The organism is Streptosporangium sp. NPDC020145 (assembly GCF_040631275.1).
GTDB lineage: Bacteria > Actinomycetota > Actinomycetes > Streptosporangiales > Streptosporangiaceae > Streptosporangium.
In genome coordinates, this window is the sequence record NZ_JBEXZT010000008.1 from 232,419 (window position 1) to 247,834 (window position 15,416).

11 protein-coding genes are annotated in these 15,416 nt (G+C 72.9%); 6 read left to right on the forward strand and 5 right to left on the reverse strand.

Translation table 11 applies throughout. The annotated features are described in order from the left end of the window. Positions 1-359 precede the first annotated feature (359 nt). Positions 360-1,292, reverse strand: coding sequence for a homoserine kinase (gene thrB / locus ABZ463_RS17855; protein WP_352009669.1), 933 nt, complete (start codon positions 1,290-1,292; stop codon positions 360-362). A gap of 181 nt (positions 1,293-1,473) precedes the next feature. Continuing rightward, entirely contained in the window at positions 1,474-2,532 is a 1,059-nt protein-coding gene (gene thrC / locus ABZ463_RS17860; protein WP_352010164.1) for a threonine synthase, read from the reverse strand. 199 nt (positions 2,533-2,731) lie between these two features. On the opposite strand from thrC, the gene ABZ463_RS17865 reads away from it, so the two are divergent. After that, positions 2,732-4,252: a glycosyltransferase gene (locus ABZ463_RS17865; RefSeq protein WP_362777111.1), complete on the forward strand. Its 1,521-nt coding sequence runs from the start codon at positions 2,732-2,734 to the stop codon at positions 4,250-4,252. On the opposite strand, the gene ABZ463_RS17870 is transcribed toward ABZ463_RS17865, so the two are convergent. Beyond that, the gene (locus ABZ463_RS17870) at positions 4,233-5,591 is read right to left on the reverse strand and encodes an MFS transporter (protein WP_362777113.1); all 1,359 of its coding nucleotides are present in this window, start codon (positions 5,589-5,591) and stop codon (positions 4,233-4,235) included. The genes ABZ463_RS17865 and ABZ463_RS17870 overlap by 20 nt on opposite strands. Positions 5,592-5,685: 94 nt before the next feature. Here ABZ463_RS17870 and ABZ463_RS17875 point away from each other — a divergent pair, with 94 nt between their 5' ends. Next, positions 5,686-6,483 (forward strand): SAM-dependent methyltransferase, encoded by a 798-nt coding sequence (locus tag ABZ463_RS17875; protein WP_362777115.1) that lies wholly within the window; start codon positions 5,686-5,688, stop codon positions 6,481-6,483. Here the strand turns inward: ABZ463_RS17875 and ABZ463_RS17880 are convergent. Together ABZ463_RS17880 and ABZ463_RS17885 are read right to left on the reverse strand one after the other, a co-directional pair. Further along, positions 6,467-8,131, reverse strand: a complete 1,665-nt coding sequence (locus tag ABZ463_RS17880) for a glycosyltransferase (protein ID WP_362777118.1) — start codon at positions 8,129-8,131, stop codon at positions 6,467-6,469. The genes ABZ463_RS17875 and ABZ463_RS17880 overlap by 17 nt on opposite strands. Beyond that, positions 8,128-9,183, reverse strand: coding sequence for a glycosyltransferase (locus ABZ463_RS17885; RefSeq protein ID WP_362777120.1), 1,056 nt, complete (start codon positions 9,181-9,183; stop codon positions 8,128-8,130). Before ABZ463_RS17885 ends, ABZ463_RS17880 begins: the two co-directional genes overlap by 4 nt. Before the next feature lie 345 nt (positions 9,184-9,528). Here ABZ463_RS17885 and ABZ463_RS17890 point away from each other — a divergent pair, with 345 nt between their 5' ends. Genes ABZ463_RS17890 through ABZ463_RS17905 form a run of 4 tightly spaced genes read left to right on the forward strand, consistent with a single transcriptional unit; the run spans position 9,529 to position 15,342 of the window. Then, positions 9,529-9,984 (forward strand): hypothetical protein, encoded by a 456-nt coding sequence (locus ABZ463_RS17890; RefSeq protein ID WP_362777122.1) that lies wholly within the window; start codon positions 9,529-9,531, stop codon positions 9,982-9,984. Then, a complete protein-coding gene (locus ABZ463_RS17895; RefSeq protein ID WP_362777125.1) occupies positions 9,981-11,720 on the forward strand; it encodes a glycosyltransferase family 2 protein in 1,740 nt (579 codons plus the stop codon). The genes ABZ463_RS17890 and ABZ463_RS17895 overlap by 4 nt, the downstream gene beginning before the upstream one ends. Next, positions 11,720-13,630 carry a glycosyltransferase gene (locus ABZ463_RS17900; protein ID WP_362777127.1) on the forward strand — a complete coding sequence of 637 codons (1,911 nt, stop codon included), beginning with the start codon at positions 11,720-11,722 and terminating at the stop codon, positions 13,628-13,630. The genes ABZ463_RS17895 and ABZ463_RS17900 overlap by 1 nt, the downstream gene beginning before the upstream one ends. Then, complete coding sequence (locus ABZ463_RS17905; protein ID WP_362777129.1) at positions 13,627-15,342, forward strand: glycosyltransferase; 1,716 nt, start codon at positions 13,627-13,629, stop codon at positions 15,340-15,342. Before ABZ463_RS17900 ends, ABZ463_RS17905 begins: the two co-directional genes overlap by 4 nt. The last annotated feature ends 74 nt before the right edge of the window (positions 15,343-15,416 follow it).

Here is a 15,416-nt window from a genome sequence, read left to right on the forward strand (position 1 = left end):
CGACGGCCCTTGGGGACCGCCGCCACTGTCGGGGAAGGGCACATCCATGCCGTCACCATCGAGATTCGCCGACGGTGGGGCTTGGAGGACACCCCCCGGATTGCTACCGGCAACCAGATGTCGAGGTAGTTCGAACGCGCATGTCCCCTCAAACGCCGCCTCTCGTTGCCCCAACCGAATGTGGAGCATTCGGAGGCGACGGATTCGGGGAGGCCACTGCGGCCCTCATGCCCCACGGTGTGGGAAATGAGACAGCGATGTGTGGCTGACAAGCACGCACCCAACAAGGGGGCACCTGGTGCGGCTACCAGCCTAACATCACCAGCGCACACAGCTATTCCCTGAAGGTCGAAGAGGTATCAGCGTGTCTCGGGAGAGACAACACGGGCACCGCGGGTTTCGACATCCAGTGGCTGGATGAGCCAATCCGTACCCACTTCCGGTGCGATCAAATCCTGCGTATCCACTGTGGAAAACGCAAGAATTGTGGGACCCGCTCCCGAGACCACGGCGGGGACCCCGATGCCGCGCAGACGTTGTACCAGATCCGCCGTACGCGGCATCGCAGGCGCGCGGTAGTCCTGGTGCAGCCGGTCCTCGGTCGCGGCGAGCAGCAGCTCCCGCTCGGGCCTGACGGTCAGCGCCGCCACGAGAAGCGCGGCCCGCCCCGCGTTCGCGGACGCGTCCGCGTGCGGCACGCTCTCAGGGAGGAGTCCCCGCGCGACCTCCGTCGAGAGGCGTTGTCGGGGAACGATGGCCACGGGCCGGATGTCGGCGTGCGGAACCAGTTTCAGCATATGCGGCGTGTTCGACCGGTCCGTCCAGGCGACGGTCAGGCCGCCCGCCAGGCAGGGGGCCACGTTGTCGGGGTGTCCCTCGATCTCGGTGGCCAGGGCGAAGACGTCGTCGTCGCCGAGCGAGGACGTGCCCGCGAGCGCCCTGGCGGCCAGGACGCCCGCGCAGATCGCCGCGGAGGAGGAGCCCAGGCCCCGGGCGTGCGGAATGCGGTTGAGACAGTTCAGCCGGATGCCGTGTGGCTGCGGCAGGCCCATCCGCTCGAAGGTCGTGCGCATCGTCCTGACGATGAGGTGCCCCTCACCCTGGTCCAGCTCGCCGGCGCCCTCTCCCGAGACGGCGATCTCCACCGTCCCGGTATGGGAACCGTCCGGGGTGAACAGGCTCGCCTCGACCTCGTCGTAGAGGCCGAGGGCGAGTCCCAGGGTGTCGAACCCGGGCCCGAGGTTGGCCGATGTCGCCGGGACCCGGACGGTGACCTTGGTGCGTTCGGTCATCGAGAATCTGGGGCGCGAGCCCCTGGCGTGGCCATGGGCGTGGAAGGCCCCTCCTCCTATCTGCCTGCTGTCCGCCTGACGCGGGACGGTCTGCCTGATGCTTCGGGAGTGCGCGCGAAGAGCCGCGGCGGCGGGGCCGCCGCGGCACGCGGGTCGGGGAGGTGCCCTGCGGACGGACGGTTCAGGCGAGTTCCAGCGCCTGGGCCGCGGCGTGGGCGTCGACCGAGATCGTCAGTGGGGTCGGCGCCCCGGAGATCGCCCAGTCGGGGTCCTTGAGGCCGTTGCCGGTGACCGTGCAGACGATCCGCTGGCCGGGGTCGACCAGGCCCTGGGAGTGGGCCTGCAGCAGGCCCGCGACGCTGGCGGCGGAGGCCAGCTCGACGAAGACGCCCTCCTCCTGGGCCAGCAGCTTGTAGGCGGCGGCGATCTGACGGTCGGTCACGGCCTGGATGACGCCGCCCGAGTCGTCACGGGCCGCCTCGGCCAGCTGCCAGGAGGCGGGGTTGCCGATGCGGATCGCGGTGGCGATCGTGTGCGGGTGGGGCACCGGGGCGCCGTTGACGATCGGCGCGGAGCCGCTGGCCTGGAAGCCGAACATGCGCGGGCTCCTGGTCGCGACGCCGTCCTTGGCGTACTCGGTGTAGCCCATCCAGTAGGCCGAGATGTTGCCCGCGTTGCCCACGGGGATGCAGTGGATGTCCGGGGCGTCGCCGAGGGCGTCCACGATCTCGAAGGCGGCGGTCTTCTGGCCCTGGAGCCGGAACGGGTTGACCGAGTTGACCAGCGCGATCGGGTAGCTCTCGGAGAGTTTCCTGGTCATGTCGAGACAGTCGTCGAAGGAGCCCTCGACCTGGATCAGCTTGGCCCCGTGGACGAGCGCCTGCGCCAGCTTGCCCATCGCGATCTTGCCGCGGGGCACGAGCACGGCGCAGGTCAGGCCCGCGCGGACGGCGTAGGCGGCGGCCGAGGCGCTGGTGTTGCCCGTCGAGGCGCAGATGACGGCCTTCGCGCCCTCCTCGACGGCCTTGCTGATGGCCATGGTCATGCCACGGTCCTTGAAGCTGCCGGTCGGGTTGGCCCCCTCGACCTTGAGGTAGACGTCGCAGCCGGTCAGCGCCGAGACCCGGTGCGCCGGAACGAGCGGTGTGCCGCCCTCCAGCAGCGTGACGACGGGCGTCGCCGTGGTCACCGGAAGTCGGTCACGGTACTCCTCGATGAGGCCACGCCACGCCCTGCTCATCATTGCTCCTCCCGCGCGTTCCCAGCACGCGCGTTCTACCTGCGGTGTTAGGCAGCAAGTCTACGGGTAATGGGATCTGAACCGGGATCTGCCGTCCACCAACTGGACACCTCAAGCGTCTCCCCAGGAAACGCTCAGGAAGCGTGGGTAGTGTCATCGGGTCCTGAGAAGCGGGAACGCAGACAAGGAGCGGCGGAACATGGCGGGCGGAGTGGCGACCAGACGGCCCCCGATCCGGCACAACGACTACTCCCCTCTCGATCCGCCGCCACTGGGCGACTGGGCTCCCTCCCTGTCGGTCAGCGTGGTCGTCCCCGCGTACGGCGGGCAGCACGCGCTCGACCTCACCCTCGCCTCCCTGGCCGCGCAGACCTATCCCGGTCACCTCATGGAGGTGATCGTGGTCGACGACGGCAGCGATCCACCGCTGCGCCTGCCGGACATCGCCCCCGAGGGCGCCAGGATCGTTTCCTCCGCCTCGGACGGCTGGGGCATCGCGCACGCGCTCAACACCGGTGCCGCCGTGGCCGAGGGGCGGATCATCCAGCGGCTCGACGCCGACATGGTCGTCTGGCCCGAGCACATCGAGGCGCTGGCCCGCTGGCACCACCTGAGCGACTACCTGGTCACCATCGGCGCCAAGAGGTTCGTCGAGGAGCCGCCCCCGGACCTCTCCCCCGAGGGGCTCTACGAGCACGCGCGCGCCGGCTCCCTCGGCGAGGTCCTCGACCTGTCGAACGCGCTGGCCAGTTCGACGGAGCAGACGATCTCCCGGACCGACGGCCTGCGCAGCAGCCGCAACCCCTACCACGTGTGCACGGGGCCGACGGTCTCGATGCGGCGGGAGACCTTCCACGCCGTGGGCGGGGTCGATCCCGGCGTGCTCAGGGGTGAGGACACCGAGTTCGCCTACCGGCTGGCCACCCACGGGGTGGTCTTCGTCCCGGACATGGCGGCCAGGGCCGCGCACCTGGGGCTTCCCGCGCAGCGGGTCGACCGGGACCGGACGGTCAGGGCCGTCGCCCCCTACCTGGCCCACCGGGTTCCGCTCCGCCGTGACCTGCGCAAGGACGGGGGCAGACGGTGGCTGGTGCCGTACGTGGAGGTGGTCCTCCATGTCGACGGGGACGAGAGGCAGGTGCGGGCCGCGGTGAGCGCCGCGCTTGAGGGTTCGGTCTCCGACGTCCGGGTCACCCTGGTCGCGCCCTGGTCGCGTCTGTCGCCCGGACGGCACTCGGTGCTCGGCGACCCGTCGTTCGAGCTTCGCGTGATGCGGGAGCACTTCGCCCACGACGAGCGGATCAGGCTGGCCGACGAGGTCGTCCCGACGCCGGGGCCGACGCCGTTCCGCTACACGGGGCCGGTCTCGGTCCCGCTCGGCAGGGAGACGCTGGAGCGGATGATCGCCGCGGTCCAGGAGGACCGGTCGGGCATGCTCGTCGTCGATCTCGGTGAGGACGGGTCGGCGACACTGGAACGGGCGGAGGCGCTGGGCAGGGCCAGGCTGCTCGGCGCGGACGACGTCGTCACCTCGATCAAGGCCACCCACGGGGTACGGCACGGCACGAAGGCGGAGTTCTGGCCCGCTCCCCGGCGTCAGGCACCCAGGCCGGCCCCGGCCAAGGCCGCCAAGCCCTGCGCGAACCAGTCCTCCGCCTCCAGGGCGACCCGGTCCCTGCGTTCCAGGCTGGGGGCGGCCTTCAGGGAACTGCGGGCCTGACGGCGGAGGTCTCGCCCTGCTCCTGCTGCGGGCGGGGAACGACGCGCCGCCGTACGACCAGGCCGAAGGCGACGACGAGCAGGCCCGCGACACCCGCGACAGCGAACGGCGCCGCGGGCCGCCAGGAGCTGAAGAGCGTCCCGCCGACCGTGGAGATGACGAGGATGCCCACGGCGCCGCAGAGCGTCTGCACGCCGTAGGCGGAGGCGCGCACCGCCGGGGGGACCTGCTGGGCCAGCAGCGGACCCGCGCTGACGATGGCGGCGATCTCGCCGAGGCCGATGAGCGCGGCCACGGCCATCATGCCCGAGCCGAGCGGGTCGTCGACCAGCAGCGTGGACAGGTAGGCGACGGCGGCCAGGGCCTGGGCGACCAGGACGGCGTCCTGGCGGCGCAGCCGGTCGCCGAGCCAGCCGAACAGCGGGGCCCCGAGGGTGGCGACCGTCTGCGCGGCACCGACCACGGCTCCGCCTCTGGCCACGGCCTCGACGGGGGACAGGCCGCCCTCCCTGACGCCGTGGACGACGACCCACAGCGGCAGGAACGCCGCGACGATGGACAGGTCGGCGCGGGCCACGAAGGAGGCCGCGTACGACAGCGCGACCCCGGGGTCGCGGGCGAGCGCGAACCCCTCCCTGACCAGGCGGACCAGCGGGATGCGCGCCGAGGCGGCGTCCACCCTGATCCTGGAGATGGTGACCCACATCAGCGCGGCGACGGCCAGGACGATCACGGCGACGATCAGGAACGAGTAGCGGGCCGCGTCGACCGTGGCCGCCCTGCCTCCGTCCCCGCCGAGGTTCCTCTCGATGATCGCGGGCAGGCGGACCAGGCCGAGGACGGCCACCATGGCGCCCAGCCCGCTGAACAGGCCGATCAGTCCGTATGACTTGCCGCGTGAGCGGTCGCGGACGTAGTCGATGGCGACCGTGGCGAGCATCCCGTTGAGGGCCGCCACACCCAGGGCGAAGACGACCCTGAGCGCGACGAGCGCGGTCACGTTGCCCGCGTAGGGGAACAGCAGGGTGGACAGGCCGCACAGCGCGAACCCGGTCACCACGACGGGCCGCCTGCCGAAGCGGTCGGCGAGCGCGCCGTACCAGGGGAGGCTGAGGATCATCGCGATCTCGGCGGCGGCGGCCAGCAGGGCGACCACCCTGCCCTGGTCGGCTCCCTGGCCGTCGAGCACACCGAGCAGCAGGAGCGGCTGGGCGGCGGGCAGGAATGTGATGATCATGGTCGCCGCGAACGCCATGATCATGGACGCCACCAGGTTGCCTGGGCTGATGCCGTCGGACAGGTGAAGCCCGGCGAAACGGCGCGGGGGAAGGGCGGCCATGCGGCGATCTTGCCAGCCGCCTGATCACTTCTCCAGCGTTACCGCTCGATATGATCACGACAATTCCGGAAATATTTCTACCGGGGAGCAGCACGTGACCGATCAGGCACTAAAAGGCATCAACACCCAGATACCTAACGTTGCACGCATGTACGACTACTATCTGGGCGGCAAGGACAACTTTCCCGCTGACCGGGAGGCGGCGGAACGGGCCCTGACGGTCGTCCCCGAGATCAGGCACAGCGCCAGGTCGAACCGCGCCTTCCTGCGCCGCACGGTCGACTTCGTCGCCAGGACGGGCATCGACCAGTTCCTCGACCTCGGAGCCGGGCTGCCCACCCAGAACAACGTCCACCAGGTCGCCCCCGGCGCCAAGGTCGTCTACGTCGACAACGACCCGACCGTGCTGGTCCACGGCAGGGCGATCCTCGGCAAGAACGAGAACGTGACCATCGTCGAGGGGGACATGCGCCGCCCCCGCGAGATCCTGGAGCACCCGGACGTCCGCGCGGCGATCGACTTCGACAGGCCGGTCGGTGTCCTGCTCCTGGCGATCATGCACTTCGTGCCCGACGAGGACGACCCCTGCGGGATCCTCGCGACGTTCCGCGAGGCCATGGCCCCCGGCAGCCACCTGGTCATGTCACACGTCGCCATCGACGCCAGGCCCGCGGCGGCCGACGGGGTCACCAAGGTCTACGACCGGGCCTCCTCACCGTTCGTGGCCAGGACCAGCAAGGAGATCGTCCGGCTGTTCGAGGGCTTCGACGTGGTCGAGCCCGGCATCGTCAACCTGCCCGAGTGGCGCCCCACCCCCGGGGACACCGTGCCGTACAAGGGGATCGGGTCCTACTTCCTGGGCGGGGTCGGAGTGGTCAACGGCGACGGGTGATCGCCCGCTTCACCGAGGACAGCAGACCGTACTGGACGACCTTCCTGGCCGCGGCCAGTTCCTTGCGCAGGGTGCCGACCTCGCGCCGCAGCTCGACGGCGCTCCTGCGCCAGCGGCCCGCCTCCTCGCGCCACCGGGTCACCTGGCCGCGCAACCGCTCGGCCTCCTTGGTGAGGCGGGCGATCTCGGCCTGTGCCTCCACCCTGGCCCGGTAGGCCCCCCTGCGCCCGGCCGGGGTCCTGGCCTCCCGCAGGAAGCCGTAGGTCTCCCCGTCCGCCCAGAAGGTGCCGAAGGTGTCCTGGACCGCGTCGTCGAGCGGCTCGCCGTCGGCGGCCACGATGGCCGCGCGGGCGAAGGCCGCGGTCCGCTCCAGCCTGGCGACGATGAGTCCCCGCTCCGCGTCTTCCGCCAGGAGCACACTGACCAGGCCGTATCCTCCGTCCGTCGCCAGGTCGAGCAGTCTGGCGAGGGTGTCCTCCCCCGGCGTCCATCCGGCGGGCAGCCGCAGCCGGTACGGCACCGCCCCCCACGACGACTCCCCCGGCCGTCCCGCCTGTCCCGGGGTCGACGAGGTGAACCGCACCCGGCCCTCGTGCGCGTAGTGGCCGAGGATCAGCGTCAGGTCGAGGTGGGGGTCGCGCAGCGGGGCACGTCCCTCGACGCCCGCGTGCTCCCAGGGGCCGGGGACGGTGACCGCGACGTCGGGCACGGTGCCCGCGAGCACGGCGTCCACACTCGCCCTGACCTCGTCGTAGCCGGGGTCGCCGTCGCTCTCGACGACCACCTCCAGGTAGGGCACCTTCCACTGCCGCGCCGGGTGGGAACGCAGCCAGCGGTAGGCCGGGATCCGGTCGGCGACGAAGGCGTGACTGACCCGGTCGATCGGCGCCTTGTCACGCATCCTCATGGTCGGCCCCAGGTGGAAGGCGCGGGCCAGCGGCTCGGGCACGAAGACCGCGCCCGCCTGGGCGAGCCGGTAGCCCATCTCGGTGTCCTGACCGAGGACGAGATCGGTGTCCATGGGGCCCGCCTCGGCCAGCAACGCGGCGTTGACCGAGGTCGCGCCGCCGACGTGCAGGCTGAAGGCCCGGCTGCGGCCGTCGGTCAGGCCCGAGGTGCGTTCGATGAGGTCGACCAGCCAGGCGTGCGGCTCGGCGGGCTCGAACAGCTCGGCCAGGTCCGGCGCCTCGGCCACCTCCCGCGCCGTGGGCAGCGGCGCGGGCGTGAAACGCAGCCGCCCCGTCACCACGAGGTACGGCGCCGCGTGGTGCCAGCGCATGTGCGCCTCGACGGCCTGCCGGTCCAGGACCACGTCCGAGTCGAGCCAGTGGACCACGTCGCCGGTCGCGGCCCGCAGCCCGGCGTTTCGCGCGTGCGCCCTGCCCGGGATCGGGCAGGCGACCAGCCGGGTGCCCGCGGGCCTCAGCTCGGGCAGGCGCAGCGGCGGGTCGCTGCCGTTGTCGACCACGATGACCTCGGTCAGGTCCTCGGGGTAGGTCTGGCCCGCGAGCCCGGCGAGCACCAGGTCGAGCTTGTCTTGGCCGCCGTAGGCCGGCACGACCACGCTGACCCGCAGCGACGGGGCCCAGGCCCCCGGCTCCGGCGGGGTGAGGCTGCGGTAGTCGTTGCCCACGACCCGCGCGATCACGAGGCCTCCAGGATCAGGCTCGGCGCGAAGCCGTACCACTGGTACGACGCGACACGCAGGAAGTGGGCCAGCGGCAGCCGCCAGGTGTGCTCGGCGCTCACCGAGCGTCGCAGCACGTAGCCGAGGCCGTGGGTGCGGTAGATCCGTGCCCCCTCGGCGTGTGCGGCCTTCAGGAAGGCCGCGTCGACCCCGCGCGGCAGGGCGGGGAAACCCCCGGTCCGCGTGAACAGGTCTCTGCCGCTCAGGATCGTGCCGCCCGCGACGTGGTCGGACCAGATCTCACTGGTGTAGTCGGTGCGGCGGACCGTGACGCCCAGGGGCTCCAGGTGGAAGAACTCGGCGGCGGTGCCCACGATGTCGGCGCCCGAGTACGCCCTGGCCAGCAGGAGGTCGGCCAGGTGCTCGGGACCGTACCAGTCGTCGTCGTCCCACTTGGCGACGTACTCTCCCGACGCTCCGGCCGCCGCCAGGTTGAGCACCTCGCCGAAGGGCACGGCCGCGGGCGCCTCGGTCACCCTGACCGGCAGACCGCTGTCCTCGACCGCGCGCCGTACCTCGGGGTGGTCGGCCGGGACGCCGTGCAGGCCGAGCAGGACCTCGGTCTCGACCCGGCGCTGGGCGGCGATCTGGGCGAGCGCCCCGCCGAGCAGGTGCGGGCGCATGGTGGACATCACGACGCTGACGGACGGGGTGCCCCGGGGAGGGACGCCCAGCAGGGACAGGCCGTGGCGGCGCAGCCGTACGCTGTGCTCCTCCCTGCGCAGGGCGGTCACCGAGTGCGGCGGCGGGTTCTCCTCCGGCTCTCCGGGGGTCCAGGCCGCCAGCAGGCGGGCCAGGCCGGGCTCGGCCCAGCCGGGCGAGGCGGCGGCGCGCAGCGGGACTCCGGCGGCGGCGAGCGCGGTGAGCGCGCCCGTGGGGACCTCCTGATCCGGCCAGCCGACGTTCAGGCCGAGCAGCGGCCTGAGCCTGTCGATCTCGGCGGCCTCCGGGCGCTCCCCGACTGGCTCACCCGCCGCGAGCCATCCGGAGCCGGACCACGTCAGCTCGGCCATCCCCTCCTTCGCCGTCCGCAGGAAGCCCGCCGGGGTCGCGGAAAGGGCCGGAACGGGCCCTGATGGGGGCGGGGACGTGGGCGGTGACGCGGAAAGAGCGGGGGAGGGCACCGACGCAGGATATCGAGGCCGGGAGATCACTTCCCAGCGCGTTCCAGGGTTGACACGGGCGCTCACCGACAGTCACTCACAGCATTCACCCAGGTCACAAAAACCTTGAGGTTTACCGTTTATCGCTATATCCACTCATGTGGAGTGGATAGCCTCGAACACTCCCCCCGACAGAACAGGCAACGAACGACAGAGCGGCACGGAAGGTAAGCGCGGATGTCCACGCCCCGAAAATTGACGCTACTGACGACGATCGCGGCCCCGCTGGTCGTCATCGCGCTGACCCTGCTCACGGTCCTCGGCGCCGTCCCGGTCGTGGGCGCCCTCGGGCTCGCCGCGGCCGTGGCCGTGCTGGCCGCCCAGGCGCTGACCCTCGTCACCCTGCGCAGGACCGACGGGAAGGCCCAGCGTGTCGACAACCGGGTCAAGCGGCAGGAGGCGGAGCTGGCCAAGGTCAGGACGGCCGTCGAACGGCTGGACGGACGGCTCGACGAGATCGTCTCCCTGCTCAGGCAGGAGAGCGGCAGGCACGAGGAGGACCTGCGGGCGATCCTGGTCTCCCTGGGCGAGGACCGGCTGACGGCCGTTCCCCGGCGCAGGGAGATGGAGGAGTTGGTCAGCGAACTGCTCCCCAAGCTCGCCGCGGCCGAGGCCAGGCCCTGGCGGGCCAGGCCGGAGGGCGCGGCGTGAGTGAGGCCCGAGAGCGCCGGGAGGCGGGTTCCGGTACGGCCGGCCCGTCCCTGGACGGAGAGGACGGCGCGCTCAGGACGGGCGGGGAGGACGGCACGGGACAGGTCGCCGTTCCCCCCGCCCGGAACACCGGAGGGGTTGCGAGGGTCAGGCACAACGACTACGGCTCGCTGACCCCGCCGGAACCCGGCCACTGGGAGCCCCGGCTCGGGGTGAGCGTGGTGATCGCCGCCTACGACTGCCAGGAGTCCCTCGACCGCACGCTCGCCTCCCTGGCCGCCCAGACCTACCCGGCCCATCTCACGGAGGTGGTCGTCGCCGACGACGGCAGTGAACCGCCGTTGCGGATCGACGGCCCCGCCCCGGCCGGAACCCGGATCGTCCGGGTGCCCGAGGGCCGCTGGGGACGCGGCTGGGCGCGCCAGACCGGTGCCGCCTCGGCGACCGGCGACGTCCTGCTCTGGGTGGACGCCGACGTGGTCCTCGACCGGGAGCACGTGGAGGCGCACATGCGCTGGCACCACCTGGCCCCGTACGCGGTCGTGCTCGGCGACATCCGCTTCACCCCCGAGCCGTCCGGGGACGCGCCGGGACCCGAAGAGGTCCTCGCGGCCGTACGGCGGGGGCGTGCCGAGGACCTCTTCCCCGTCTCCGCCCCGCACGCCTGGCGGGCCGAGCGGTTCGCCGAGACCCGGCGGCTGCGGGAGGCCGGTTCCCGGGCCCACCTGCTCCACTCGGGGGCGGCGACCTCGGTCCCGCTGGCGCTGCTGCGCGCCGCGGGAGGGGTGAACACCGCGCTGAACATGGGTGAGGACACCGACCTGGGCTTCCGGCTGGCACAGGCGGGGGCGGTCTTCGTCCCCGACCCGCGCGCCACGGCCTGGCACCTCGGCCCCTCGACGGTCATGACCAGGGAGAAGGAGGTGCACCGGCACAACTGGTCGGTGCTGCCCGACCTCATCCCCGACCTGCGCTGGCTGCGCGCCCACCCGCGCAGGACCTGGCTGGTGCCGTACGTGCGCGTCGTCGTGGACGCGGCCGGGGCCACCTACGAGGAGGTCAGGACGAGTGTGGACGCCGCGCTCGCGGGCACCCTCGCCGACGTCGCCGTCACCGTGACCGGACCGTGGTCGGCCCTGCCCCGGGGACGTCGTTCCTCCCTCGACGAGCCGCTGCTCGACCTTCGCCTGGTGCGCAACCTGTACGGCGGCGAGCCGCGCGTCTCCTTCGCCGAGACCGTCCCCGACGCGGCCCCCGCCCCCTTTCGCCTCACCTGCCCCGCCGGATGGGCCCTCGGCCCCGACACCCTCGCCAGGCTGGTCGAACACGCGGAGAGCGAGGGGTACGGCCTGCTGAGCGTGGTGCTCGACGAGCGGGAGAACGGGGTCACCGCGGCCAGGCTCGAACGCACCTCGGCCTTCGCCAGGGCGGCGCTCGTCGCCGGGGACGACCGGGACGACCTGGTGCACGAGATGTTCGGCTCCCTGTGGGTGGGCGGGGAGGAGTTCGGCTTCACCCCCGCGGACCGGTCCCAGCCCGTCGCCGGGGACACCGCCAGGTGGCGGGCGGAGGCGGCCAGGTGGCGGCGCGAGGCCGAACGCCTTGAGGACGAGGTGCGGAGCCTGCGCCGGGAGGCGCAGGAGGCGCGCGAGCGGGCCGAACAGGCCGGGGCCGAACGGCGGCGCGGCCCGATCGGCGAGATCATCGCGACCGTCCGGCACAGGAGGGCAGGCTGATGTCGTTCCTGACCGACCTGCTCGGCGGCCGGGACGCGCGGGGCCTGCTGGTCTGCCACGCCGGGTTCGACACCCTCGAAAACCTGGAGCCGTACCAGGTGACGGACCTCGACGGCGACCTCGGCGGGCTGCCCGGAGCCCAGGACGGCGTGACGGAGGTCCTCGTCGTCGCCAGGACGCCGACCGACGTCCGCAGGGCCGCGGCGCTGCAGTCCCTGCTCCCCTCGGCCTCACGGGTCACGGTCGCCGTCGAGGAGGCCCCGTACTGGTACACCGCGCCGGTGATCTCCCCCGTCCCCGCGCACCGCTGGCGGTCCCTGACCGAACTGCGGGTGCACCGTCCCGCGAAGGACGCCTGGGCGGTCGAGGCGAGGTTCGCCAAGCCCACGCCCGCGGGCCGTACGCTCGCCGCGACCGCCAGGGCGTTCGGCGGGCACGGGATGGACGCGGTCGCGGCCCCGGTGGCCGGGCTGGCGGGCCCCGGAGCCGCCCACTGGCGTCCCGGCGACCCCAACGCCGCCCCCGCCGAGGTGACGGGCCCGGTCCCCGAGCGGTTCGGTGCCGCGGGAGCCGACCTGGTCCTGCGCGTCACCGACGAGGAGCCGCCCTCCTGGGAGGGCGCGGAGACCCCGATCGACCGCCCCGCCGCCGCGCTGATGAGCTGGGAACGGCTCGGCCGTCCGGGAGGGGCGGGCATCCTGCGCAGCGGCCTGGGAGACCTGTCGGAGCCCAGGACCATCCCGCCGGTCGACGACCGTTCGGTCAACCCGACGGGCTTCGTCACCGTACCGTCGCTCGGCATGGCCGACCTGTCCGTCGAGTCGGGCCGCTGGGCGATCACCTGTGAGGGGCGCACGCTCACCGTCCTCGGCGCCTCCGGCTGCGTGACCGACGTGGACGTCACCAGGATCAGGCAGGTCAGAGGGGTGCGCGTGGACTGGCGGCGGGGCCACAGCGGGCCGGTCGCCGCGCTGCGGGTCGTCACCGGGCTCGCCGCGGCCGGGGTTCCGCTGGTCTGCGAGACCGTGCCCCCGTGGGCGGGCGCGCTCGGCCGGGACCTCGCCGAGTTGGTCACCTCCGCCGACGAGACCGCGCTCGCCGACGACCTGACACGTGAGGAGTACAGCGTACGGCTGCGCAGGCGGGCGCTGCGCGTCCACGGCGTACGGGCCCGCTGGGAGCAGCTCGGCGCTCCCGCCGTCCCCGTCCCCCTGGTCTCGGTGCTGCTGGCGACCCGGCGTCCCGAGATGGTGCGCTTCGCGTTCGAGCAGCTGTCCAGGCAGCGCGGCGCCGAGTTCGAGGTGATCCTCGCCCTGCACGGCATCCCCGCCGGACATCCGGACGTGGCGGAGGCGACGGCGTCCTTCGACCGGCCGCTCACCGTGTTCGAGGCGGACCGGGCGAGCGTGTTCGGCACGGTGCTCAACGAGGCCGCGGCCAGGGCGTCGGGGGCGTTCCTGCTGAAGATGGACGACGACGACTGGTACGGCCCCGACTTCGTCTCCGACCTGCTGCTGGCCCACTCCTACTCGGGGGCCGAGGTGGTCGGCATGGTGCCCGAGTTCGTCTACCTCGCCTCGATCGGGGTGACCGTCCACCGGGAACAGGTCACCGAGCAGATCACCAACTTCATCGCGGGAGGGACCATCCTCACCGAGCGTTCGGCCTTCCACGCGGTGGGGGGCTTCCGCCCGCTTCCCGGCACGATCGACGCCCAGTTCCAGCACGCCGTGCAGGGCGCGGGCGGGCGGATCTACCGCACCCAGGGGCTGGGATACGTGCTGCGGCGCGGCAACGCCGCGGGGCACACCTGGCGGGAGCCCATCGGCACGTTCCTGCGCAGGAACAAACGCCAGTGGCGCGGCTTCCGGCCGAGCGCGCTGATGGAGCTGCCCGTGGAGGCGGGATGACCGCGCGGATCCCCGGCAACGACTACGGGGTGCTGGAGCCGCCCGCGCCCGGCACGTGGCGGCCCCGCATGGCGGTGAGCGTGGTGATCCCCGCCAGGGGCGGGCAGGACAGGCTCGACCTCACCCTGGCCGCCCTGGCCGCCCAGACCTACCCCGCCCACCTGCTTGAGGTGGTCGTCGTGGACGACGGAAGCGTTCCCCCGCTCCGTGTCCCCGGGATCGCCCCGGAACGCACCAGGATCGTCCGCTCCCCCCAGGGCAGGCGGGGCATCGCGAGCGCCATGGAGACCGGTACGGCCGCCGCCGACGGCGAGGTGATCCACAGGATGGACGCCGACATCGTCCCCTACCACGACCACGTCGAGGCGCACATGCGCTGGCACCATCTGGCCGACTACCTGGTGGTGCTCGGGAGGCTGCGCTTCACCGCCGCGGCGGGCCCCCTCCCGGCCCCGGCCCAGGTCAGCGGGGTCGTCGCGGACGGCGGCGCCCACGGCCTCTTCGCGGAGGACCCCGAGCACGGGCACGACTGGATCGACGAGCTCGTCGCGGCCCATCGCGGCCTGCGCGACGCGCCAAGCCCCCTGCTGCACCGCGTCCACGTGGGGGCGACGGTCTCCTCACCCGCCGCCCTGCTGAAGGAGGCTGGCGGCCTGGACACCTCCCTGGTGCTCGGCGAGGACACCGAGCTGGGCTACCGGCTCACCCAGACCGGCGCGGTCTTCGTCCCCGACGCCGAGGCGGTGTGCTGGCACCTGGGCACCACGACGGCGATGCGCAGGCCCGCCGAGGTCAGACGGCACAACGGGCCGTTCATCGCCGACCGCGTGCCGTACCGGCGCAATCTGCGCTCCGACCCGGGCCGCCAGTGGCTGGTGCCGTACGTCGAGGTGGTCGTGGACGCGGCGGACGCCTCCTTCGAGGACGTCAGGGCGAGCGTGGACGGCGCGCTGGCGAGCACCCTGTCCGACGTGAGCGTGGTGCTGACCGGCCCGTGGGCCCTGCTCGACGCGCGTCCGCCCGGTGAGGAGGGCCGGACGCCGCTGGACGACCCGCTGCTCGACCTGAGGCTGGTGCGCGGGCAGTACGCGGGCGACGGCCGGGTGCGCCTGGCCGAGCGCGTCCCCGCGACCTCCTTTCCCGCTCCCTTCAGGCTCACCTGCCCGCCGGGGTGGGTGCCGGGGGCCGAGAGCCTGGCCATGTTGGTCGAGCAGGCCGACGGGGACGACGAGGGGCTGCTGCTCGTCGCGCTCGACGAGAACGAGACCGGCGTCGTCACCGCGCGTCTCGAACGGACCTCGGCCGTCGCCAGGGCGCTGCGCGTCGCGGCCGAGGGCGAGTCCCTGGACGACGTGATCGCCGACCTGTACGGAGCGACCTGGCTGGACGCCGAGACCTGGCGGTTCCGGCCCGCCTCACGCGCCTATCCGGCCTGGGCCTCGGCCCGCAACAGGGAGGCCGTGCGCTGGCGCGCGGAGGCGGAGAGACGCGGGCGGGAGGCCGAGCGCGCCAGGCAGCGGGTCGCCGCGCTCAAGGCCGAGCTGCGTGAACTGCGCGCCCAGGCGGCCAAGGGCGACCGCGCCGCCGCCCGGTGGAAGGAGAAGGCCGAGCAGCGCCGCCTCGAAGCCGTGGCCCTGCGCAGGGAACGGGACCGTTCCCTGCTGCGCCGCGCGGCCCGCAGGCTGCGGGGTCTCGCCGAGGGCGGCCGCTGACCCGCGCCTTCCCCTGCTTTCCCCTTGACACGCCTGGCTTTCCCCCTGGCATGCCCGGAACGGCGCCATGGTGA